15 protein-coding genes are annotated in these 21,933 nt (G+C 71.4%); all 15 read right to left on the bottom strand.

Annotation, left to right across the window (positions count from 1 at the left end; translation table 11 throughout):
* Positions 1-10: 10 nt before the first annotated feature.
* The 15 genes from ACF088_RS31205 to ACF088_RS31135 all read right to left on the bottom strand — a co-directional run bounded on the left by ACF088_RS31205 (position 11) and on the right by ACF088_RS31135 (position 21,918).
* Positions 11-1,426 carry a KamA family radical SAM protein gene (locus tag ACF088_RS31205; RefSeq protein WP_392379238.1) on the bottom strand — a complete coding sequence of 472 codons (1,416 nt, stop codon included), beginning with the start codon at positions 1,424-1,426 and terminating at the stop codon, positions 11-13.
* Positions 1,423-3,309: a non-ribosomal peptide synthetase gene (locus ACF088_RS31200; protein ID WP_392379237.1), complete on the bottom strand. Its 1,887-nt coding sequence runs from the start codon at positions 3,307-3,309 to the stop codon at positions 1,423-1,425. Before ACF088_RS31200 ends, ACF088_RS31205 begins: the two co-directional genes overlap by 4 nt.
* Positions 3,306-3,497 carry an MbtH family protein gene (locus ACF088_RS31195; protein WP_392379236.1) on the bottom strand — a complete coding sequence of 64 codons (192 nt, stop codon included), beginning with the start codon at positions 3,495-3,497 and terminating at the stop codon, positions 3,306-3,308. Before ACF088_RS31195 ends, ACF088_RS31200 begins: the two co-directional genes overlap by 4 nt.
* Positions 3,494-4,831: a condensation domain-containing protein gene (locus tag ACF088_RS31190; protein ID WP_392379235.1), complete on the bottom strand. Its 1,338-nt coding sequence runs from the start codon at positions 4,829-4,831 to the stop codon at positions 3,494-3,496. The genes ACF088_RS31195 and ACF088_RS31190 overlap by 4 nt, the downstream gene beginning before the upstream one ends.
* A complete protein-coding gene (locus ACF088_RS31185) occupies positions 4,828-5,754 on the bottom strand; it encodes an ornithine carbamoyltransferase (protein WP_392379234.1) in 927 nt (308 codons plus the stop codon). The genes ACF088_RS31190 and ACF088_RS31185 overlap by 4 nt, the downstream gene beginning before the upstream one ends.
* A complete protein-coding gene (locus ACF088_RS31180; RefSeq protein WP_392379233.1) occupies positions 5,751-6,833 on the bottom strand; it encodes a hypothetical protein in 1,083 nt (360 codons plus the stop codon). Before ACF088_RS31180 ends, ACF088_RS31185 begins: the two co-directional genes overlap by 4 nt.
* A gap of 48 nt (positions 6,834-6,881) precedes the next feature.
* Positions 6,882-8,045 carry an acyl-CoA dehydrogenase family protein gene (locus ACF088_RS31175; RefSeq protein WP_392379232.1) on the bottom strand — a complete coding sequence of 388 codons (1,164 nt, stop codon included), beginning with the start codon at positions 8,043-8,045 and terminating at the stop codon, positions 6,882-6,884.
* A complete protein-coding gene (locus ACF088_RS31170) occupies positions 8,042-9,694 on the bottom strand; it encodes a condensation domain-containing protein (RefSeq protein WP_392379231.1) in 1,653 nt (550 codons plus the stop codon). Before ACF088_RS31170 ends, ACF088_RS31175 begins: the two co-directional genes overlap by 4 nt.
* A complete protein-coding gene (locus ACF088_RS31165) occupies positions 9,691-10,479 on the bottom strand; it encodes a thioesterase II family protein (protein ID WP_392379230.1) in 789 nt (262 codons plus the stop codon). Before ACF088_RS31165 ends, ACF088_RS31170 begins: the two co-directional genes overlap by 4 nt.
* Positions 10,476-13,745, bottom strand: a complete 3,270-nt coding sequence (locus ACF088_RS31160) for an amino acid adenylation domain-containing protein (RefSeq protein ID WP_392379229.1) — start codon at positions 13,743-13,745, stop codon at positions 10,476-10,478. The genes ACF088_RS31165 and ACF088_RS31160 overlap by 4 nt, the downstream gene beginning before the upstream one ends.
* Positions 13,746-13,993: 248 nt before the next feature.
* The gene (locus tag ACF088_RS31155) at positions 13,994-17,224 is read right to left on the bottom strand and encodes an amino acid adenylation domain-containing protein (protein WP_392379228.1); all 3,231 of its coding nucleotides are present in this window, start codon (positions 17,222-17,224) and stop codon (positions 13,994-13,996) included.
* Positions 17,221-18,528, bottom strand: coding sequence for an MFS transporter (locus ACF088_RS31150; RefSeq protein WP_392379334.1), 1,308 nt, complete (start codon positions 18,526-18,528; stop codon positions 17,221-17,223). The genes ACF088_RS31155 and ACF088_RS31150 overlap by 4 nt, the downstream gene beginning before the upstream one ends.
* Before the next feature lie 5 nt (positions 18,529-18,533).
* The gene (gene vioD, locus ACF088_RS31145) at positions 18,534-19,691 is read right to left on the bottom strand and encodes a capreomycidine synthase (protein ID WP_392379227.1); all 1,158 of its coding nucleotides are present in this window, start codon (positions 19,689-19,691) and stop codon (positions 18,534-18,536) included.
* A gap of 8 nt (positions 19,692-19,699) precedes the next feature.
* Positions 19,700-20,779 (bottom strand): arginine beta-hydroxylase, Fe(II)/alpha-ketoglutarate-dependent, encoded by a 1,080-nt coding sequence (gene vioC, locus ACF088_RS31140; protein WP_392379226.1) that lies wholly within the window; start codon positions 20,777-20,779, stop codon positions 19,700-19,702.
* Positions 20,776-21,918 carry a cysteine synthase family protein gene (locus ACF088_RS31135; protein WP_392379225.1) on the bottom strand — a complete coding sequence of 381 codons (1,143 nt, stop codon included), beginning with the start codon at positions 21,916-21,918 and terminating at the stop codon, positions 20,776-20,778. The genes vioC and ACF088_RS31135 overlap by 4 nt, the downstream gene beginning before the upstream one ends.
* Positions 21,919-21,933: the final 15 nt, after the last annotated feature.

Here is a 21,933-nt window from a genome sequence, read left to right as displayed (position 1 = left end):
GTTGGGGGCGCTAGGCACATGCCTGGCGCTCCTGCGCCGTAACGTTCATCTCCCACCAGCGCCACCCGCTCTCGGGCAGGGTGGACAGTGGGTCGTAGAAGGGGTAGCGGCGGGTCAGGGCATCAGAGTCGTCGAGTTCGGCCCGGGTGCGGTAGTTCTTCGTCCAGTAGGAGATGCCGCGTTCCCGGTCGTACTCGACGGCCTGGTGCACCCACCTCTTGCCGACGTACGGCACGTCGCAGACGATGCGCGGAGTGGCGTATCCGGGGAGATAGCCCATGATCGCGTGCTGGAGCTCCTGTGCCTGGGCGAGCGAGGTCCGCCAATGCTCGGCGCCGGGCACCATGTCGCACATGTAGAAGTAGTAAGGCAGGATGCCCGCCTCACCTTGGAGCGCGAAGCACAGGTCGAGCAGGGCCGCCGCGCTGTCGTTGACGCCCCTCATCAGCACGCCCTGGTTGCGTACGTCGCGGACACCGGCGTGGAGCAATGCCCGGGTGGCCTCGGCCACCAGCGGCGTTACCGACTGGGTGTGGTTGGCGTGGGTGTGGACGGCCAGGTGGACCCCGCGCCTGGCGGCGACCTCGGCGACGCGCTCCAGGCCCGCCACCACTTTCGGCTGGAGCCAGTGCTGGGGCAGTCCCACCAGGGCCTTGGTGGCCAGCCGGATGTCGCGGACGGTATCGATCTCCAGCAGCCGAATCAGGAACGACTCCAGCTGAGGCCAGGGCACATTGGCCACATCGCCGCCGGAGACCACGACGTCGCGGACGCCCGGGGTGCGGCGCAGATAGTCGAGGATCGCCTCCTGCCGGTCGGCGGGGCGCAGCAGCAGCCGCTGTTTGTCCACACTGGGCGTGGAGCTGCCGACGAGGTCCATCCGGGTGCAGTGGCCGCAGTACTGCGGGCAGGTGGAGACCAGTTCGGCGAGCACCTTCGTGGGGTAGCGGCTGGTCAGTCCCTCGACCACCCACATCTCCGCCTCGTGCAGGGAGTCCCGGGACGACAGCGGGTGGTTGGGCCACCACGGGTCGCGGTCGGAGCGGACCGGGATCATGTAGCGGCGTATCGGATCGGCGTAGAAGGCGTCGCTGTAACTCTCGGAGTCGGCGGCGGTCTCCGGTGCCATGGTGTTGAGCATCTGGGGCGTCACCAACATGGCCATGGTGGCCATGTGCCCTTGGTCCTCCGCCAGATCGTCGTAGAACTTCTCGTCGAGCCCGTTGCCGGCCACCGCCCGTAGCTGTTGGGCATTCTTGACGCAGTGGGCCCGTTGCCACTGGGCGCTGTGCCACTCGTCGGCGGTGACGCCCCGCCAGCCGGGCAGCCTGCGCCAGTCGGGTTCCACCAGCTCCTGACGGCGGTAGTGGTAGGGCTGGGCGAGGGAGGGCGCCTCAGGGTTCGAGGGGGCGCTGGGGTTGGTCACTGGTGCTCTCCTCGGGATCGTGCGAAGCCTCCGATGAACTGGGCCAGCTCGCGCGGGCTCGGGTGATCGAATACGTCGTGGAATGTCAGCTCGGCCGCCAGCTCCCGGTAGACGAGGGAGATCAGCCGGGTCACGGTCAGCGAGTCACCGCCCAGTTCGAAGAGCGAGTCATCGGGGCCACAGGAAGCACCCAGGCTCTCGCCGAAGAACTCGGCGAGACGGGCGGTAAGCGGCTGCCCGGCAGACGTCGTCCCGGCGGATATCTCCTCAGCGGATGTCGCTTCGGCGGATGTCGCTTCGGCGGTGAAGTGGGCCTGTAACGTCGCCCGGTCGACTTTTCCCGTACGCAGCATGGGCAGCGCGGTCAGAGCGATGATCCGGTGCGGCAGCAGGGCTCTCGGCAGCCGCCGAGCGCAGTACTCCGCCACCTCGCGCTCGGTGGCTGGGGCCGTGCCCGAGGGTACGAACACGCCGAAGAGCCTGAGGTGTTCCGGGTCGTTGCCCACGGGGAAAACGGCGGCTGCCGCGACTCCTCGACAGGCCATGATCGCCCGCTCCCCCTCCCCGGGCTCGACCCGCACTCCGCGCAGTTTGAGCTGGCGGTCGACGCGGCCCGCGTGGGCGAACGAGCCATCGCGCAGGGGCCGCACCAGATCGCCGGTGCGGTAGAAGCGCCCGCCACCGTCCTCGCCTGGGGCGGGGCGGAAGGCCGCCGCGGTGAGGGCGGGCCGCTCGGCGTATCCCCAGGCGAGGCTGGGGCCACCGATCCAGAGCTCGGCCGGTTCACCCTGACCGGGTCCCCGGGTGACAAGGGCCTGGCGGATGTGGGGCAGCGGGCGGCCGATGGGCACCGGATCGCTGTCCTGGAGCGCTCGGCCGGCCGGGCCACCGAGTTCCGCCGCGTGGGTGACCATCACGGTCTCGGTCTGCCCGTACGTGTTGAGCAGCCGGACCCGGTCCGGGACGCACTCGGACCAGAGCCGTACGGTACGGGCCTGAGCCGCCTCGCCGCCGATGACGACCAGCCGCAGGTCGGGGAACAACTCCTCGTGCCCGGAAGCCAGATGTTCCACGAGCTCGTTCCACATCGCTGTCGACAGATCGACCACCGTGATGCGGTGCTCGCGCAGGACTGCGAGCAGAGCGGGTATGGAGCGTGCCTCGACCCGTCCGTCGATGACCAGCGCCGCGCCGCTGAGCAGGGCGGGATAGATCTCCTCGCTGCTGGTGTCCCAGATCAGCGAGGTCCAGTGCAGGACCCGGTCGGCTGGGGTGATGCCGAAGAGCGGGACGAGCGACCCGGCAGCGGAGGTGACAGCGCGGTGCGGCACCAGCACGGCCTTGGGGGTGCCGGTGGAGCCGGAGGTGAGCATGACGTACGCGAGATCGTCGGGTGACGGGAACTCGGCGACAGCCCCCGGGGAGTCTGGGGGCGCTGCCGGGATCCCGGCAGGGAAGCCGTCCGGCACCGCGGCGGGGATCAGGGGGATGCCGAGGCCGGGCAACGCGGCGAGCAGCTCGGCCCGGCCCAGGACGGCAGCCGGTGCAGTGAGCTCGACGACGAGGCGCAACCGGTCCTCCGGGTCGGCCGGGTCGACGGGCACATAGGCGGCGCCCGCGCGCAGCACCGCGAGGAGGCTCACCACGCCCTGCCACGTACGGTCGGCGAGCACCATGACCCGCTGCCCCCTGCCGACGCCGTGTTCCCTCAGGACCTCAGCCAGAGATGCCGTGAAGTAATCGAGTTCGCTGTGGCTGATGGTGCGTGCTGGTGTGATGAGCGCGGGGGCACCGGGCGTGCGGCGGGCCATGTCCGCGAGGAGTGCGGGCACGGTGTCCGCGCGGCGGGCGACTGCGGCGTCGGCTGCGGAGAGCGCGGTCATGCGCGGGCGCTCAGCGGACGCATGTCGGTCCAGACCACCGCGATGCGGTCCAGGCACTCCTGGCGTGTGCCCGTGGTCCCCTCGGCCCGCCAGCCGGCCGGGAGCGCCCGGTCCACGGGCCACAGGGAGTACTGTTCCTCGTTGTTCACGACAACCTGGTACGCGGTCTCCACAGCAATCTCGCTCATCGTTCGGGCTCCTCGGGGGAAGAAGTAGGGGTGGGAAGGTCCAGGACCTCCCGCAACAGGGCGAGGTAGTCGTCCGCCATCCGGCGGGCGGTGGCCGCCTCGTACAGATCGGTGCTGTACTCCAGGAAGCCGCGCAGCTCATCGCCGTCCCGGCCGAGTTCCAGTTCCAGGTCGAACTTGCTGCTGCCTACCGGGATGTCCCAGGGCGTGCAGCGCACCCCTTCGAGTGCGAGGGCGTCCTCCTCGAAGTCCTGGAAACTGAACATCACTTGGAAGAGCGGAGTGCGCGACAGATCACGGGGTGGCCGCAGTTCGTCCACCACGTGCTCGAAGGGGACATGGCCGTCCTGGTAGGCGGACAGGGCCCGGCCGCGTACCCTGCGCAGCAGTTCCGCCAGGTCCCAGCTGCCCGACAGGTCCAGGCGCAGCACCACGGTGTTGGTGAACAGCCCGATCAGGGCCTCTTCCTCACGGCCGGCGCGGCCGGAGACGGGGGTGCCGACGCAGAGGTCCCGGCCGCCGCCGCGACGGTGCAGCAGCATCGCGAACACTGTCAGCAGCAACATGTAGGCGGTCACCCGGTGGCGGCCCGCGGCCGCCCGTGCCGCGCGCGTGACCTCGGCGGGGATGAGGACCTCGACGCGGTCCCCACGGGCCGTACGGATCTCGGGCCTGGCCCGATCGGTGGGCAGCCGCAGAGGCTCCGCGCCCGCCAGCAGATCCCGCCAGCGCTCCAGCGCCTGCCGTCCTGCGGTGGAGTCGGCCCGCTCGGCGCGGCTGAGGACGGTGTCGCTGTACTGGAGCGGCAGCGGCGGCAGGGCCTCCTCGGGACGCTGCCCATGAAGCGCGGCCCGGTACAGCGCGGCGAGCTCCTCGCCCAGGACCGCGAGCGACAGCCCATCGCAGCAGATGTGGTGCAGCGAGCAGACCAGCACATGGTCCTGCGGGCCCAACCGGACGAGCAGGGTACGCAGCGGGCCCTCGCCCGCCAGGTCGAACGGGCGCAGGGCGAAGTCGGCCGCCAACTCCGTGGCCCGCGACGGGTCCTCCGAGAGATCCAGCTGCCGCAGCCATGCCGGGCGGTGCCGCAGCACCTTCTGCCGCGGCTCGCCGTCCACCTGGTCGATCCGGGTACGCAGGGTCTCGTGCCGCTTGACCAATGCGTTCAGGGCGCTCTCCAGGGCCGTCGTGTCCAGCGGCCCGCGCAGCCGATGCGCGAACGGCAGGATGTACTCGCTGGAGGGCCCGGTGAGCTGGTCAAGGAACCAGAGGCTGTGCTGGGCGGGGGCGAGCGGCGCCCCCCGCTCGGTACGGATCAGGGCCGCCGCCCTCACGCGGTGGCCACCCATTCCAGAACGGCCATCGCGCCCGAGGACTTCAACTGCGCCTGCATCCAGGCCAACGAGGACTTGCCGTCCAGCACCTCGCCAGAGACCTCCTCGCCCCGGTGGGCCGGCAGGTCGTGCAAGAACACCGCGCCGGGCCAGCGGTCCATCAGAGCGGCGTCGACGTGGAAGGGCCGGAAGGCGTCTCGCCAGTAGGGGCCAGGCTTGCTGCTGCCCGTCGTCTGCCAACGAGAGGTGTAGACGGCGTGTACGTCACCGGACACGCCGTCCGGATCGTTCACTTCGATGACGGAGCCGCCGCGCCGCGCCGCGGTGGCCGCGGTCTCGGCCAGCACGGCCTGCGGCAGCCCGTAGCCGGGTGGTGAGGCGAACACGGCGTGGCAGCCGGGCTGCCGGGAGAGCACCCGGGCGAGCGCGATGGCGGTGCTGTTGCCCTCGCCGACGTACAGCACACGGACGCCGTCGAGACCGCCGAAGTGGTGGATCAGCGTGGCCAGGTCGGCCAGGCCCTGAGTGGGATGCTCTTCCGCGGACATCGCGTTGACTACAGGGAGTTCGCCGCCTCCGGAGAGCTCCCGCAGCTCGTGCATCGGGCCTGCGGTGCGTACGACGAGCAGATCGATCATCCCGGCGAGCATGCGGCCAGTGTCGGCGACGGACTCCCCCGTGTTGGTCTGGAGGTCCGTGGGGCCGAAGGCGATCGGCGCGCCACCCAGCCGGATGGTGCCAGAGGTGAAAGCCGTGCGGGTGCGCGTGGATGTCTTGGTAAAGAGGAGCCCGGTGACCAGCCCGGTCAGCGGGCGGGTGTGAGCGCTTCGGTCGGTGTGGATCTCGATCGTCCTGCAGACGATGCGCTGGATGCTGTCGTCGTCGAGGTCGGCCAAGGTGTACAGGCCGTGGGGGTTGCTCATCGGTCGGCTCCCAGGAGGTCGAGGTGGGTTCCGTGGCCCTCGGCGGCGGCACGGGCGTGCACCCGGGCCAGCAGGCCGACATCGAGGACGGCCATCCCGAACGGGTTGCTGACGACGATCCCGTCGCCGGGGCGCTCGGGTGGCACGGCTCCGGTGAGGACGTCGCCGAGGCTGCCGCGAATGGTGGTGGTCCCGGGCTTTGTGGTCCCGGGGGCCAGCACCCGTCCCTCACCCAGCAGCCGGCCCAGGACGCGGCGCGGATTCTCGCGGATCAGCTCGACATCGTCGACGTACAACGCCTGTGCCCGGTCGAACACCTCGGGCAGCAGATCGTCCAGGGACACATGGGCGACAAATGTGCCGGGCCGCAGGTCGTCCGGCGTGAGGTAGCCGGTGTCGGTGATGGTCAAGGTGATGACGACCGTGCTCGCCGCCGAGGCCTCGGCGGCCTGGCTGTGCGCGGTCACCGTGAAGGGCAGTCCGCTGCGTTCCACCCAGGTGGCGAACGCGGTCGCGCGCTCCGGCAGTAGGTCGTGGACGTGCAGGGCCCCGACGGCGGGGAAGTAGCGGGCCAGCAGTTCGGCGTGGGTGCGGGCCTGGGCGCCGCAGCCAATGAGGGTCACCTCCTCAAATTGCTGCGGGCCGAGGTGGCGCAGGCTCGACATGGTGTACGCGCCGGTGCGCAGCGCGGAGAGGTAGGCAGCCTCGGCCAGGACCGCCGGGCGCGCGGTCTCGGGGTCGAACAGGAAGCTGACACCGCCCGCGCGGTCCATGCCTTGGGCGGGATTGGAGGTGGCGGCGTTGATCAGCTTCATGCCGTACGCCGTCGGGGCGGCCGGATCGGCGTCGCGGACCGATCCGAGCATCGCGATGGAACGGCAGTATGCCCCTTGAGAGTTGGTCCACGACGTATAGCCCTCGGCCGGCAGTTCAGTGCGCCCGACGGCATGGGCGCGCAAAACGTCCTCGACCGCCGCCACTGGGTCGATACCTGCGACGCAGGTGCGCACCGCCGCTCGGTCCAGGAACAGGAGTTGTTCCGTCGTGGTCGAAGACGCGGGCACGGTATGAGTGGTCATGTCGGTGCTGGTCCTCTCCGTTACGTGCGGATCGCTTGCTCGTGGGGCTCAGATGTCCGTGCGCAGATGACCCGCGATCAGATGCAGCAGTGCCTCGTCCGCGCCGCCCGCCAGTGCATACGCCCGGGCGTCGCGGTAGGCCCGCTCGATCGGACCACCGTCCAAGTAGCCTTGGGCGCCGTGTAGTTGCAGTCGCAGATCGGCGGCCTCCCGCTCCAGCCGGCTGGCGCGCAGCTTGGCGATGCTTGCCTGCCGCAGGGCTGGAGCCCCCTCGTCGAGCAGCTGGAAGACCGCGCTGGTGTACTGCTCGACCAGCGCCAGCTCGGCGTCGAGTTCGGCCAGTTTGAAGGCGATCGCCTGGTGGTCCACCAAGGGCTTGCCGAGCACGGCGCGACCTCGCGCGTGGTCGGTTGCCTCCTGCAGGGCCGTCTCGGTCCGTGCCGTGGCGACCGCGGCGAGAAAAGCGCGCTCACGGGTGAAGACCCGGGTCAGCGCCTGGTACCCGGAGCCGGGCTTGCCCAGCAGGTTCTCCTCGGGCACCAGCACCTCGGTGAAGGCCAGCCTGCCGTGGTCACAGGCCCGGTTGCCGAGTTTTCCGGTGTGCCGCTCCTGGTGCACCCCCGGGAGCCCGGTGGGGACCAGCAGCAGGGTCAGCGAGTCGAGCCCGGTCGACCCCAAGTCTCCGTCCACCTCGATGAGGTGGCAGAGCACGACGGCGAAGTCGGCCACGGAACCATTGGTGATGAAGGCCTTGGCGCCGTTCAGCCGGATACCCTCCGAGGTCTTGACGGCCGTCGTCCGCAGGGTGGCCAGGTCCGAGCCGCCGCCCGGCTCAGTGGCGGCCAGGGCTGCGACCAGCTCGCCGCGTAGCGCAGGCCGGAGGAACGCCCTACGGACCTGCTCGCCTCCCGCCTCGGCGAGCAGCGGCAGCACGATGTCGGTGTGCACCGACAGGCTCATGGCCGGGGAGCCCGCCGGGAGCCGGCCCAGCTCCTGTGCCCAGACGTAGGAATAGCCCAGATCGAGGCCTAGGCCGCCGTCGTCGACCGGCAGGGTCAGCCCGAGCAAGCCCTCCTCGCCGAGAGCGCGGTAGAGGTCGTGCGTGGGCATCTGCCCCATGCGCTCCCAGTCGTCCAGCTCGGGCAGGCAGACGCGGTCGAGCACGGCGCGCACCGAGTCGCGGAAGAGTTCGTGGTGCCGGTTCAGTCTCATGACACACCTCCGGTCACGGCGCGGGTGACGTTGTCGAGGGCGAGCAGATACTGCTCGGCCCATGCCCGCACGGTCGGGCGGCGGAAGAGAGAAGGGCGGTAGGTGACGGTGAGGCTCTGCCCCTCGGCCCCGCTGCCGCCGCCGGTCAGGCTGAACGCGAGGTCCAGCTTGCTCTGGCGCTCGGCGGGGTCGTGCTCCACCCACTGGAAGCCGAGAGCGGGGCCGGGCCCCGGTGACTCGGCGAAGTCCTGGACGGCCAGTGACACCCTGGCGAGCGGCATCCGGGTGCCGTCGCGGGGCAGTCCGAGCCTGCTGACGAGCTGGTCGAAGGGGTAGGTCTGGCAGTCCAGCACCTCGGCTACCTCCTCCCGGGCCCGGGCGACCAGGGTGCGGACGTCGCGGACCCCGGCCAGCCGGAGCCTGACGAGCGCCGTGTTGACGAAGAGACCGACCGTCCCCTCGTCCTCCGGGCGCACCCGTCCGGCCACCGGCACGGCGACCACCAGGTCGTCGGCGCCGCTGATCCGTCGCAGCAGGACAGCGAGGGCGGCCAGTGCCACGGTCAGCCGGGTGTGACCGCCCTCGCCGCCCGCCCGGGCCAGCGCGGCACCCAGTCCTGCGGTCAGCGGCACCGAGACGTCGTCGCCATCGGCGTGCTCGTCGACCGGTACGGGGTCGGCGGGCAGCGGCAGCGTCTCCGGCCGGTCCCTGAAACGGCGGGTGACCCGGTCGGCGAGCGCGGGCCAGCGTGCCGACTCCGTCTCGCGCTCCCAGTGGACATGGTCGGCGAAGCGGTACTGAGAGGGGCCGGGGCCCGGCTCACCCGCCGCGACCCGGCGGTAGGCGTCGAGGAAGTCCTCCAGGAGGATCGCCAGGCTCCAGCCGTCGCAGATGATGTGATGCACGATCAGTTCAAGCCGGTAGCGCGACGGGGCAGTGCGCAGCAGCGCGACGCGGGACAGTGGTCCGCTGCGCAGCGAGAGCGGGGTGCGGTGCAGCAGATGAATCCGCTCCTCGACGACCCGGGTGCGCACGGCTTCGGGGAAGCGGACGGTGTCCAGGAAGGTGAATTCGGTCAGCGGCTCACTCTCGACGACCTGGAAAGGCTCCTCGCTCCCTTCCGCGGGCGGCTCGAACCGGGTGCGCAGCGCCTCGTGCCGTTCGGCCACCCGGTGCCATGCGGTGCGGGCCACGATCGGGTCGTAGTCGCCCGTCACCTCGAAGGACACGGTGACGAGATGGTCCAGCCGGTCCGGGTCGACATCGTGCAGCAGCCAGACGCGGCGCTGCGCGGCGGAGAGCGGATAGCGAGGGGTGCGGGTGGTGTCGACGGTATCGGTGGCGGCACGGATGCCCGGGGCGGCGGGCTCGGGCGCCATAGCCGCTAAATGATCGGCGAGCGCCTGTGCCGTGGGATGGTCGAGCACGGCGGTCGCGGGGATACGGTGGCCCAGCGCACGGCTCAGCCGTCCCGCGACCCGCACCGCGAGCAGCGAATTCCCGCCGAGGGCAAAGAAGTTGGCGTGTGGGTCGATCCGCAGCTGGTCCAGCACGTCCCGCAGGCTCGTGATGACAATGTCCAGCAGGGCGGTCGCGTCGCTGGACCCAGCCACGACCGACTGCGGCCTGCTCTCCGGGATCGCGGTCATTGGAGCTCTCCTCGCATCGCGTCACTCAAGTCCTGGCCCAGCTCGGTGAGGAGCCGCTCGCGTTGCTCCCTGAGGTAGAAGTGGCCGCCGGGATACACGCGTCGGGTACTGCCGCAACGGGTCAGCGCGGCCCAGCCCGCGTGGGTACAGGCCGAGACGGTGGGGTCCTCCTCCCCTGCGAGCACCACGAAGGGCGTGGCCAGCGGGGCTTGCCCGGCCCGGTCCGCGTACGACCGATAGGTGTCGTGCAGCCGAAGGTCGGCATCCAGCGGCCGGAGCACCATCTCGCGCCACTCCGGGTCGTCGAGCAGCGCGTCCGTGCCGTCGCGGTTGAGTCGTCGTACGTAGTCGAGCAGCTCCCGCGTCGTGCGCGGCGTCCTGACCTCGACCGGCATCTCCTGTGGCGCTTGGTGCGCGGAGGCGACGAAGAGCATGGGCGCGGGCTGCCCGCGCCGCTTCAGCTCGCGCAGCAGTTCATAGCCCGTCAGCGCGCCCATGCTGTGGCCGAACACCGCCAGCGGGCGGTGCGACAGGAGGGCGAGGGAGTCGGCGATCGCGGACACCAGCGCCGTCCAGTCGGTGACCGGCTCCTCATCGAAGCGGTCCTCGCGGCCCGGGAGGCGTACGGTCACGGGCTCGAAGCCGCCCAGTGGGTAATGTTCCCAGCCCGCGTAGCTCAGGGCGCCGCCGCCCGCGTAGGGCAGGCAGAGCAGCACGGGTCCGGTCCCCTCACGCCAGCGGCCCGCGCAAGGGCGTAGCCACCGGGTGTCGGTCAGCTCGCTCATGCCGCGCCACCGCCGGCCGCCTCAGCGCCCGCCACATCGGCCAGGGCGGTCTGCCACAGGGGCGCGAGTTCCTTGAGAGCCGCTTCCGGCAGGTCCCAGCCCATGAGCCGCAGCGTCGGCTTGGCGGAGCCCGCCACGACCGTGAACTGGACGGTCCCCGACAGCGCCGGGTCCGCTGCGGTGGGGCTGTCGTGCTCGGTCAGCCGCCCGCCGGTGCCCGGCACCGCGGTGCCGAGGCCGGTGGTCTCTGCCCCCGACTCCACCGCGATCAGAAACGAGCTGGTGAGCGGCTCGCGCGGACCGGGCCAGCGGCCCGCGAGCCCCGGGCAGTGCAGCAGCAGCGCCGCCGACCAGTGGGCATGGGGCGCCGCGTGCTCGGCCCATGCGGCGGCGGCCGAGCGGAGGGCCCCGTCTGCTTCGCCGTCGCGGCCGCCGTCGGGGGTGACCAGCAGCGGGAGCACGTCCGAGAGATTGGCGACCGCGTCACTGGCGCCGGCCTGCCGGGGCAGGCTCAGCGGTACGGCCGCCAGTCCCAGCCAGCGGTGCACGGCCAGCGCGGCCGCCGCGACCAGCCGCGGCTCCCACCCCTCTGTCGCGCCGCCGATGAACGACGCGGGGAACTCGCCCGCCTCCACCTCGGTCACGGTGCCATCCGGGGTGAGCCGTGGGGCGAGGCGTCGCTGCGCCTCCCGCTCGGCCTCCATGAAGGCGTTCAGATGCGGCACCGGGCGCATGGTGCGGGCCCTATCGGACAGCTCCGCCAGTTGCTCGGCGAGCGGCACCAGCGGCATGGGCGGCGCGCCGAGCTCCAGCGCGGCGGCGAGCTCCTCGGTGATGCGGCGCAGCGCCTTGCCGTCCACGAGCAGATGTCGCACGGCCAGCAGCAGCCTTGCCTCCGTGGGCAGCCGCAGCAGCGCGGCGGTGACCGGCAGCCCGCGGCGCAGCCCGGTGCGGGTAGCGAGTAGGGGACGCACCCGGTCGACCAGGGAGAGGCTGTCTCCGTCCAGGACGGGCAGGTCGAAGTGGGCGACGCGCAAAGCGCGCAGCCGCAGCCGTGCCTGACCGGTGTCGAGCCTGGCCCTGAGCATCGGATGGCGTCCGATGACCTCAGCGAGCGCGCCGCGCACGGCTTCCGGGTCGATGTCCCTGGGCAGCCCGAGGGTGAGCACCGCGTGGTCGCCGGTGTCCTCGGTGTCCCCGCCGAGCAGGGCGAGCGAGGTGGCCGGGGGCAGATCGAGCGGGCGGCCCGTGTTGTCTGCCAGCTCATGACGGGGCTCGGGCAGCGGCGGGGTGTCACTGTCGCCGTGGTCCGCGGTGGGCTCCGGACCGGCTGGCGCCGGGAGCTCACCTGCGGTGGCCCGCTCGGCGAGGGCCCGGACCGTGCGGGCCTGAAGGAGGTCCGCGGCCCGTATCGTCACACCCTTCTCGCGAAGCAGCGCGACCACGCGGAAGGCGAGCAGAGAGGACCCTCCGCACACGAAGAAGAAGTCGTCGTCGGCGCCGACCCGGGGGACTCCGAGCGCTTCCGCCCAGGCGGCCGCGATCGCCGACTCCACGGGCCCCTGAGGCTCCGTGCCGCCCGCTTCTCCGCCTTTGTGTCGCTCGGCGATCAGGGCGAGCAGCGCATCTTTGTCCACCTTGCCGTTGGCGGTCAGCGGGATGGTCGCGACGGGCGCAATGACATGCGGGACCATGTACTCGGGGAGCCGCTCGGTTAGTTCGGTGCGTATCCGCTTCTCGGACAGGCCGGGGCCGGCGTAGCCGCAGACGATCTGCCGGGCGGGCTCGGTGCGCAGAACAACGGCACCCGCGGTGACGCCGGGTACCTCTGCCAGCGCCGCCTGGACCTCCTCCAGCTCGATGCGGTAGCCCGACACCTTGACCTGGCTGTCGGTGCGGCCCTCGAACTCAAGTACCCACTGCCCGTCGTGCTCGATGAGCCGCGCCAGGTCCCCGGTCCTGTACAACCGCTCGGTGGTGCCCTCGCTCACCGTCAGCTCGTGGAAGCTGCGCTCGGTGGCCTCCTCGGAGCGGTAGCGCTGGGCCAGTCCCGTACCGGCCAGGTGCAGCTCACCCGTGATGTGCGGCGGGCACAGCGCGCCGTGCTCGTCGAGAACGTACGCCCGGTAGTTGGGCAGCGGCTGCCCGATGGGCACCTGGCCCTCCGTCACGCCCGGGTCGACGAGGAACTCGGTGGCGTTGATGGTCGCCTCGGTGGGCCCGTAGATGGTGTTGAGCCGGGCCGGGGAGTCCACCACGCGGTGCCAGCGGTGGGTCTGATGGAAGAAGTACGTCTCCCCGCCGATGACGATCCAGCGCAGTGCGGGCAGAGCCGTCTGGCCGCGCTGCGCTGCCACGTCGAGCAGCTGCACCCAGTGCGGGGTCACGATGTCCAGGTGAGTGATCCGCTCGGCGGCCAGCCAGTCCAGGAACTCCCCGCCGTCGCGCTGCACCTCGTCGGGCACGACCACCAGGCAGGCGCCGGCCAGCCACGCTGGGAAGAGCTGCTGCACGGAAGGGTCGAAGGTCAGCGGCGCAGTCTGGCAGAGCCGGTCGTGCGGCAGCACGTCGTGGCGTTCAATGAACCACGCGCAGAAGTTCAGCAAGGCCTCCTCGCCGGTCATCACGCCCTTCGGGGTACCCGTGCTGCCTGAGGTGTAGATGACGTACGAGGTCCGGTCGCGCGATGCCTCGGCCGCCGGCCGACGGCCCTGCGGGGGTCCTTCGGAGGAAGTCCACCCGGCCGGGGCGTCGCTCCTCGCACCGATCACCACCTGCGCTGCCAGTTCGGAGCCGACCCCGGCACCAGCCAGCACGGCCGCCGCCGGGGCGTCCGCCACCAGTGCCACGGCCGCCGAGTCCGCCAGAGTGAACTCCAGCCGGCGTGCCGGGCCGTCCGGAGCCAGCGGCAGATACGCGCAGTTCAGCTTGAGCGTAGCGAGCAGCGCGGCGTACTCCCCGCGCCGCCTCGCCGCCGCGACGGCGACGGTGCTGCCCTCAGTCACCCCCTGCCCCGCCAGCGCCCCGGCGATCCGGTCGGCTTCAGCGTGCAGCTCCCGATACGTGTACATACCGTCGTCCGCCTGCACGGCGGGCTCATCGGCGCGCCGGGCGGCGACCTCTGTCAGCCTCCGTATCAGGGCGGGCCCTTCGGGCCACTGCCTGGCCTGGTCGTTGAAGGCCGTCCAGGCCGCCCGTTCCTCGGCGGTCAGCAGCGCGTCCGAGGGCAGGCCCGACTCCGTCGGCGCTTGGGGGGTGGTGGTCACTGGGCTGTGGTCCTTCCTGCGAGACTCATGGCGAGGGGTGGCGCGATCGTGTCTCTCCGGGGTGTGCGGGCTCGTGGAGGCGGCTCCCGCAGGGTCTTTCGGGCGCGGAGTGCCGCTCCCGGGCCGACCCCGACGGGTCGGGGTCGGCCCGTCCGGCCGCCGCTGTGCCGCAGCCGCTGTCGCAGCCCTCCGTGCCCGGAGAACAGCGGGGGCCGGTCACCTGCCGGGCCTGGGGCTTGGGGGACCGCCTACGCCTCCGCGGCCAGGCGGTCCAGGGCTCGGCGGATCTCTCGGGCGAACAGGGCTGCGGTGGGGACGGCGACTTCGGCGGGTTCGTACTCCAGACGGCAGCGGAAACCCTCGGTGCCCTCCCCGTGGCAGACGAGGGCCAGCGGTTCGGAGCCGGTTTCGCGCCACCAGGTGGCGCCGGGGGCGCGGCGCAGCGGCGCGGAGCCGGCCGGGGCGTCGGGGTAGTTCTGGAAGACGAAGACAGCGGCGGGGTCGCGCACGGACGACGGCAGCCCGGCCAGCAGTTCGTCGGGGTCGACGGAGTCCTGGGCCAGGACGGCAGCGAGGTTGCGGTGCAGCCGCTGGAGGCGCTCGTGGGTGGTACCGGAGAGCTGGACGGGGATGGGCAGACTCCGGGCGAGGCAGGCCACGGCGCGTTCGATGTGCGGGATGTCCACGTTGCGGCCGGAGGAGACGACACCGATGGCGAAGGCATGCTGCCTGCACACATGGCCCAGGGCCTCCGCGTACGCGAGGAGGTACCCGGCGCTGGGCGTGCACCCGGCAGCCGCGGCCACGGCCCGCAAGGCGGCGTCGGTCACCGGGGAGACGGTCCACTCCAGGTGTGCACGGTCCGCATGCCGGCCACGGCGGGCCGGGGGCAGCGTCAGGGGTTCCTCGGTTTCGAGTCCTACCAGCCACTCCTGCGAGGGCACTGTGCGCGGTAACTCTGCGAGACGGCGGGTCAGTTCGCCCAGCGGGAGCGCGGGCGCGGGCAGCGGGCGGAAGCGACCCGCCCTGACGCTCGCGTACAGCGTCTCGAACTCGTGCTGGACCAGCTCCCAGGACCAGCCGTCTGATATGACGTGATGGAGCGTCCAGATGAGGGTGAACCGGGCCGGTTCCAGCTCGAAGGCAGCGACCTTCAGCAGCGGTGGCACGGAGAGGTCGAAGCCCTCCCGCAGCACGGCGTCACCGTGGGTGCGGGCCGCCGCCCGCCGCCCGGCGACGTCGGCGCCGTCGGCCCGGTGCACGGTGAGCGGGATCGTCACCCGCTCCTCGGTCCGAGCACGGAAGCCGTCGACTCCGCTCTCGACAGCTGTCCGAAGCACCTCGTGCCGCTCCGCCAGCAGATCGAGCGCGGTGCGCATCGCCTCGGCGTCGAGCTCCTCCTCGTACTCACGGCTCTCCTGGACGAGACCGAGCTGCGGTACGTGGTCGGTGAGCAGCGTCGCCACGGCGAGCCGCCGCTGCGCGGGCAGCAGCGACGACGCTGCACCGGTGCCGGGTGCGGCCTGTGCGGCGGCGGGCCGATGGGCCAGGGTGCGGTTCAGATGGCCCGCGAGCCTGCGCGCCGTGGGGTGCGTGAACACATCCATGGCCTGGATGGGCAGCCCGGACTTGGCGCACTGCTGGCGTAGCCGGATGGTGGCGATGGAGTCCCCGCCGCTGCGGAAGAAGTCGTCGTCGGGGCCGAGTTCCGGCAGCCCCAACACCTGACGCCACACCGTCAGCAGCCGCCGCCCGGTGTCGGTGAGCGCCTGGGCCTCCGTACCGTGGTCGTCGGAGTCCGCGAAGTCGTGCACCAGCTGCGCACTTGCCCTGCGGTCGGCCTTGCCGTTGGCGGTGCGCGGCAGGGCATCGACGACGAGCACCCGGGCGGGGACCATCGCGGCGGGCAGCTCCTCGGCGAGCGCGGCGCGCAGCGCGGCGCCGGTGACCGGCACACGGGTGACCACGGCGGCGGCCAGTTCGTGGCGGCCCTGCCCGTCTACGAGCACCACTGCGATCGCGTCGGCGACGCGCGGGTCGGCGCGCAACGCCCGCTCCACTTCGGGGAGTTCCATCCGTACGCCGTTTACCTTGACCTGGTCGTCTCGGCGCCCGGCGAATACCAGCTCCCCTTGCACGGTGTGCCGCACGACGTCTCCAGTGCGATACCAGCGACCGCCGTCGCGGGTGATGAACCGTTCGCGGGTGACCGCGGCGTCGCCGAGGTAGCCGCGGGCGACGCCGATCCCGCCGAGAAGGAGCTCGCCGTCTGCCTCGGGCGGGCAGGGGTGCCCGTCGGCGTCGAGGACGAGTGCGCGCAGCCCGGGCAGGAGACAGCCGATGGGCGGAGCGCTGCCGGTGACGGGCTCTGTTACCTCGTACGAGGTGGCGTCGACGGTCACCTCGGTGGGGCCGTAGATGTTGAAGAGCCGGTGCCCCTGCTGCCAGGGCCGCCACTGGTTGACCCGGGCGGCCGGGAGGATCTCACCCGCCAGCAGTACGGTCTTGAGCGCGGGTAGCACCGTTTCGCCGGCAGCGATGCGCTGGGCGCAGTGCTCCACGACCGGTGCCCATAGCGAGGGGACGGAGTCCCAGTGGGTGACGGCCTGTTCAGCGAGCCAGCCGTACAGCTGTGCGCCGTCGACACGGACGGGCTCCGGGACCGGCAGCAGGGTCGCCCCGGCCGACCAGGCGGAGAAGATCTGCTGCACGGAGGCGTCGAAGTGCAAGGCTGCGTTCTGGGTGACCCGGCTGCCCCGGCCGATGTCCGTGGTGAGAGACACCCACCGCGCCAGGTTGACGGCGCTGCGATGCTCGACGAGTACGCCCTTGGGAGTGCCGGTGGAGCCGGAGGTGAAGATCGTGTACGCCACGTCGTCCGGCCGCGGCTCGCCCTGGAGCCCGGCCTCGGACAGTGCCCCTTCGGCCTCGGGCAACGCTTCGAACTCCGTGAGCCCCCTGCCGCCGAGCCTGCCGCGCTGGAACGGCAGCGCCCGGTCGATGAGGAGGGCCGGCGTCCCGGAGAGACCGAGCCCGGCCCACCCCTCCGCATCGGTCACGACCGCCGCGAGCTCCGCCCGCTGCGCGATATCGCGCAGCCGCCGCACCGGTGCGGCGGGATCGAGCGGCACATAGGCCCCGCCTGCGGCCAGCACCCCCAGGAGCGCCGGGTAAACAGGCAGCGCGCGGTGCCCGACCACTCCGATGCGCAGCTCCCGCTCCTGCTCCGGGCCATCGCGCAGGGCCGCTGCCCAGCGGGCCACCCGGGCCGCCCGCCCGGCCAGCTCTCGGTAGGTCAGGACCTGTTCCCCTATACGTACGGCTTCCGCTGCCGGCGTGCGCTCCGCCTGCTCCAACACCATCCGGACCAGGGTGGTGTCGACGTCCCAGGAGGGAGCAGGGCCCTCCAATACACCGGGGAACGCCCGTTGGTCCTGCTCGGTGCGCAGATCCCAGGTGGTGAAGTCCAGATCCGTCATTGCTCGCTCCCCGGCCGGCTCGGTTGCGGTTGCTCGTCGGACGCGCCGCTCTCGGCGCTCTCGGAGTTCTTCGTCGCGTCGGGCTCGATGCGCAGGCCGCGCCCGACGAGGGCATATCCGGCGAGGCCCAGCAGCACGGCCTCGAAGGCCAAGACGGTGTTCCAGGAGCCGAACCGGTCGAGCAGGAAGCCGGTAAGGGCATAGCCGAGCGGCAGGCTGCTCTTCGACAGGAAGGTCATGAAGCCCTGGACCTTGCCGAGTTGGTCGCTGTGGACCTGGCTCATCAGGTACTTCATCTGGATCACGTTCAGTACGGCGATCTGGAGCGCGACCAGGCCCCAGACCAGTCCGATCCCCCAGCTGGGCAGGTCGACCAGCAACAGGGGGAAGAGCAGCGCGGTCAGCCAGTGCTTGCCGACCACGGCGGTCCGCAACCCGAGCCCCAGCTCGATACGCGAGGCGAGCGCCGCACCCAGCAGACTCCCCACCCCGGCGGCGGTGAAGACAGTGCCCACTTCGAACCCGGTGGCACCGCTCTCCTTGGCCAGCACGATCAGCAGCAGCCCGATTCCCGCGAAGAGGAAGTCGCCCACGATCGTCAGCACGGTCAGGGTGCGCACCAGCGGCAGCTGCGCGGTGATCCGCATCCCTGCGGTCAGCTCGCGCCGCCAGCGCAGCGGCGGCGGGACGCCCGCCGGCCCCAGCCGCGACCTGATCGCCAGGATGGCCGCGGCGATGGCCACGAAGGACAGCGCGTCGAGGAAGAACGGCGTGGCGGGGCTCATGGTCTCGAACATCAGGCCCGCCAGCGGTGGTGCGACGAGCGCCGAGGTGCCCCAGATCGTTTCGCTCTGGCTCGCCGCCTCGCCCAGCTTGTGCGGCCCGGTGATACCGGGCAGCGCTGCTGTGTTCGCGATGCGGTACGCCGTCGCGGCGAGGCTGTTGACGAACGCGACCACATACAGCTGGGGCAGGGCCAGCCCGTCCATCAGATACGCGATGGGTACGGTGGCGATCGAGGCCATGCTGAGAAGAGAGGCACCGACCATCACGGCCCGCCGGGAGACCCGGTCGATCAGCATGCCGATCGGCAGGCTCAGCAGCAGCGGGGGAATCGCTTCCACGCTGCCGACCAGCCCGGCATGGAGCGGGGAGGAGGTGAGCATCAGCACGATCAGCGGCAGGGCGACAGCGGTGATCTCGTCACCGATGGCACTGAGCATCGTGCCACCCCACCAGAGCCGGAAGTCGCGGTTCTGCCGCAGCAGCGCGGGCTTCTCCTTCGCCGGGTCACCAGGAGGCATCAAGGTCACGGGCTCTCCCGCCGACCGTCCGCTGCGCCCGCCCCGAGCTCCTTTGTGATCGCGGCGAGGCCGCGCTCCAACTCCCCCTGCGGGCAGGAGAATCCGATGCGCATCCGGTCCGGGTGTCCGAAGACCCGGCCGGGGGCCACCAGTACCCCGTGCTCGGACAGCAGCCGCTCGCACAGGCTGGTGGTGTCGTCATGAGTGGTGAACCGGGGGAAAGCCGTGACCCCGCCGCGCGGCGCCGGGCACTCGACGGTTCCCTCGCTCGCCGCCGCCCACTCCAGCAGCAGCTCCCGATGGCGCCGCGCCTCGGCCAGCCGGGGAGCGATCAGGATGTCCGCGTGCTCCACGGCGACAGTCGCGAGTCGCTCAACCAGCGGGGAAAGACTGAGCGTCAGGTAGTCCCGGATGCGTACGAGTTCGGGGACCAGGTCGCGGGGCACCACGCACCAGCCGACGCGCAGTCCGGGTAGTCCGTATGCCTTGGACAGGGTCCCGAAGGACAGTGCTCGGTCGAGTTCCTGTGAAGGGTCGGCCAGCGGCGGGTGGTCGTAGACGAGGTCGGTGAACGCGCCGTCCCACAGCAAGGTCGCCCGGCTGGCCGCGACCAGTTCGAGGAGCTCCGCACGGCCGTTGGGGTCCACACAGGCCCCGGTCGGATTGTGCGGGAAGTTCACTACCACCAGCCGGGTGCGCTCGGTGAGCACCCTCCGCAGATCGGCCGGGTTCGGTACGAAGCCGTTCTCCGGGCGCAGCGGCCAGGTCCGCAGCACCGCGCCTGCCGCAGCGGCGAGTGCCGACAACGAGTGGTAGGCGGGGCCGGGGACGACGACCTCGTCCCCGGGGCGCACCAGCGCGTTGAAGGCGAGGAACAGCGCTTCACTGGAGCCGTGGGTCGTCATCACCACATGGCCGGGTCCGGGGCGCACCCGTGCCGCCACGGCGGCGCGCAGCCGCTCCTCTCCTAGCGAGGGTCCGTCCCGGAACATCAGCCGGTCCAGTTCCGCAATATCGAGCAATGAGGGGTCGAGGTCCCGCAGTTCCCCGAGGGTGTAGTTGTGCACCCCGCTGCTGCTGATGTCGGTATGCGCCTGGAAGTAGCGCTCGCGCAGCCAGTCCTCCAGCGGGGCGGCGGGCAGCGTGAGCGGCCTCGCGCTCACGGGCCCGGTCATCGCTGCCCCAGGATCCGGGAGTCGCCGCTGGCGCGCACCTCGCGCGAACGGTACAGATCACGGGTGATGTTGGCGCGCTTGAGCCAGCGGTCCCTCCCGTCGTAACGGGGCTGGAAGGCGCGCCTGCCGTGCACGACCCTGCGGTTGTCGATGAAGGCCACGTCGCCCGCGTCGAGCACCACCTCGTACAGTGCGGCGTCGATCCGCTTACGCAGGGTCTCCAGCGCCGCTCCGGCCTCCTCGTCGCCGTCGGCCGGGGCACTGAAATCCCCGTCGATACGGAGCTGGGGGGCGGCGCGGTGACCAGTGAGGATCGGCACTGCGTCCGGGTGGTCGACGGCCCGCGCTATCTCCTCGAACTTCGGGCTGCCCCGCTGTGCCGTGGAGTTGTTGACCGGCAGATGTGAGTCGTCGGGCCGGATCAGGAAGCGGTCCTGGAAGAGCAGGTCGAGGGTCCGCTCGTCCAGCTCGTCCAGCGGGACCCCGGCCAGGGTGGTGGCCACCCGATCGGGGTTGCGCAGAGAGAACAGGCCCACATAGTCGGCCCGGTAGGGCGAGAAGGCGTCCTCGATGTGCCAGCCGAGCTCCTGGCGGCTGCTGGAGCTGACCAAGCTGTGCTCTACGCCCTGGATCGGCAGAACGTCGGTGACAACCCTGCCGTCTTGCTGGGTGGCCCAGCCGAAGAGATCACCGAACAGGCAGGCGTAGAGCGCGAGAAGGAAGGAGGAGGGGCGCGAGCCAGGGGTGAGGGCGCTTCGCCAGTGTGCGGGCGTGGCGCCGAGCAGCTCATCATCGACGAGATTGCCCCGTAAGACCAGGGCGTGCGGTCGCTCGTCGAGGCGCGCCCTGGCGATGAACGTCCGAATCGACTTGGGCAGGTCGTGGGCGATGACGGTGGCGTCGACGAGGAACTCGGGGGCTTCGGTGTCCTCGTACTCCCGTACGCACCAGGAAACCAGCGCGGCGGCATCTGCGGCCTCCCCAAGGGTCAGCCGCAGCTCGCTCCACGGCTGGGCGGGCGGAGCTGCGGAGTGTGGCGGTGCCACGCCGTCGTCCGTTGCGGGGGATGTGGTCATCGCGGTATGTCCTCCTCGGACGGTGCGCTGGTGGTGGAGGGGGTGTCGTCGACCGACTGGAAGCCGGTGCAGGCGGCGCCGGTGCGGTGCCGCAGCCGGTCCGCTTCGGCGGGCAGGCCCATCCGGTCCAGCCAGGCCGGGTGGTAGACGGTCGGGCCGTAGTGGTCGCCCAGGTCGGGACAGAGGCACAGCGCGTGGCGCACCTCGGGATTCCGGTAGAGGTACTCCAGGCAGCCGACCAGCACCGCCCCGCTGGAGCCGCCGACCGCGATTCCGGTGTCCTGACGCAGGGTGTGGCAGCAGGCCACGGCCTGCCGTTCGTCGACCAGCAACACATCGTCGGTGCTGGCGGCGTCGAGGAACACGGACCGCCTGCTGGCGCCGATCCCGGTGAGAGCACGGGGACGCGGCACCCCGCCGAAGACGGTCGAGCCCCGCACATCCACCGCGACGATCCGCAGTCCGGGGCGGGTGCGCCGGAAGTGGCGGGAGAGCCCGGCGAGAGTGCCGCCGGTGGAGACGCCGGCGAAGAGCGCCTGTGCCTTCTCCCCCGCTTGGGCGTCGAACTCCGGGGCGGTCCAAGACTCGTGGATTCGCCAGTTGGCGTCGTTCTGGTACTGGTTGGGCCACACCGCGTGCGGCAGGTCCCGCACCAGCTCTCGCACTCGGGCCAGCCGGTCCTGGAGATGGGTGGTGGCGTCGTCGGGGGTCTTGACCCAGTCCAGCTCGCCTCCGTTCGCCTCGATGGCCTGCTGGATGATGGGCGACTGCCGGCGGTCGACGACGGCGATGAAGCGCAGTCCGAGCTCCCGGCAGATCGCGGAGAGCGCGAGCCCTAGATTGCCCGAGGTCGACTCGACAATGGTCGCGCCGGGCACGGTGAGCTCCCCGGCTACCGACTGGATCAGGCTGAGTGCCGTCCTGCCCTTGACGGAGCTCCAGGGCGAGTGGCCCTCCAGCTTCAGAGTGATGGTCCTGCGGATGCCCGCGATCTCGGTGTGGATCGTGCGGACCGGTGTCACCGGGTAGTCGGCCATGGCGCGGCCGAGGTGGTCGAGCACGGGGTTGGCGGTTGGTGGATCGGTGCGGGGGGTGGCTCCAGGGGAGGCCGCCGCCGTCGGCGGCAAAGTAGGTGGCATCTCCTCGTCCTCGTC

This window comes from Streptomyces sp. NPDC015125 (genome assembly GCF_043080045.1).
Lineage (GTDB): Bacteria > Actinomycetota > Actinomycetes > Streptomycetales > Streptomycetaceae > Streptomyces.
This window is presented reverse-complemented; position numbering and strand designations above follow the sequence as displayed.

Coding starts and splice junctions, on each gene's coding strand:
- ACF088_RS31200 (WP_392379237.1), bottom strand. CDS start 3,309: ATGACCGCGCTCTCCGCAGCCGACGCCGCAGTCGCCCGCCGCGCGGAC.
- ACF088_RS31195 (WP_392379236.1), bottom strand. CDS start 3,497: ATGAGCGAGATTGCTGTGGAGACCGCGTACCAGGTTGTCGTGAACAAC.
- ACF088_RS31185 (WP_392379234.1), bottom strand. CDS start 5,754: ATGAGCAACCCCCACGGCCTGTACACCTTGGCCGACCTCGACGACGAC.
- ACF088_RS31180 (WP_392379233.1), bottom strand. CDS start 6,833: ATGACCACTCATACCGTGCCCGCGTCTTCGACCACGACGGAACAACTC.
- ACF088_RS31175 (WP_392379232.1), bottom strand. CDS start 8,045: ATGAGACTGAACCGGCACCACGAACTCTTCCGCGACTCGGTGCGCGCC.
- ACF088_RS31170 (WP_392379231.1), bottom strand. CDS start 9,694: ATGACCGCGATCCCGGAGAGCAGGCCGCAGTCGGTCGTGGCTGGGTCC.
- ACF088_RS31165 (WP_392379230.1), bottom strand. CDS start 10,479: ATGAGCGAGCTGACCGACACCCGGTGGCTACGCCCTTGCGCGGGCCGC.
- ACF088_RS31155 (WP_392379228.1), bottom strand. CDS start 17,224: ATGACGGATCTGGACTTCACCACCTGGGATCTGCGCACCGAGCAGGAC.
- ACF088_RS31150 (WP_392379334.1), bottom strand. CDS start 18,528: ATGCCTCCTGGTGACCCGGCGAAGGAGAAGCCCGCGCTGCTGCGGCAG.
- vioC (WP_392379226.1), bottom strand. CDS start 20,779: ATGACCACATCCCCCGCAACGGACGACGGCGTGGCACCGCCACACTCC.
- ACF088_RS31135 (WP_392379225.1), bottom strand. CDS start 21,918: ATGCCACCTACTTTGCCGCCGACGGCGGCGGCCTCCCCTGGAGCCACC.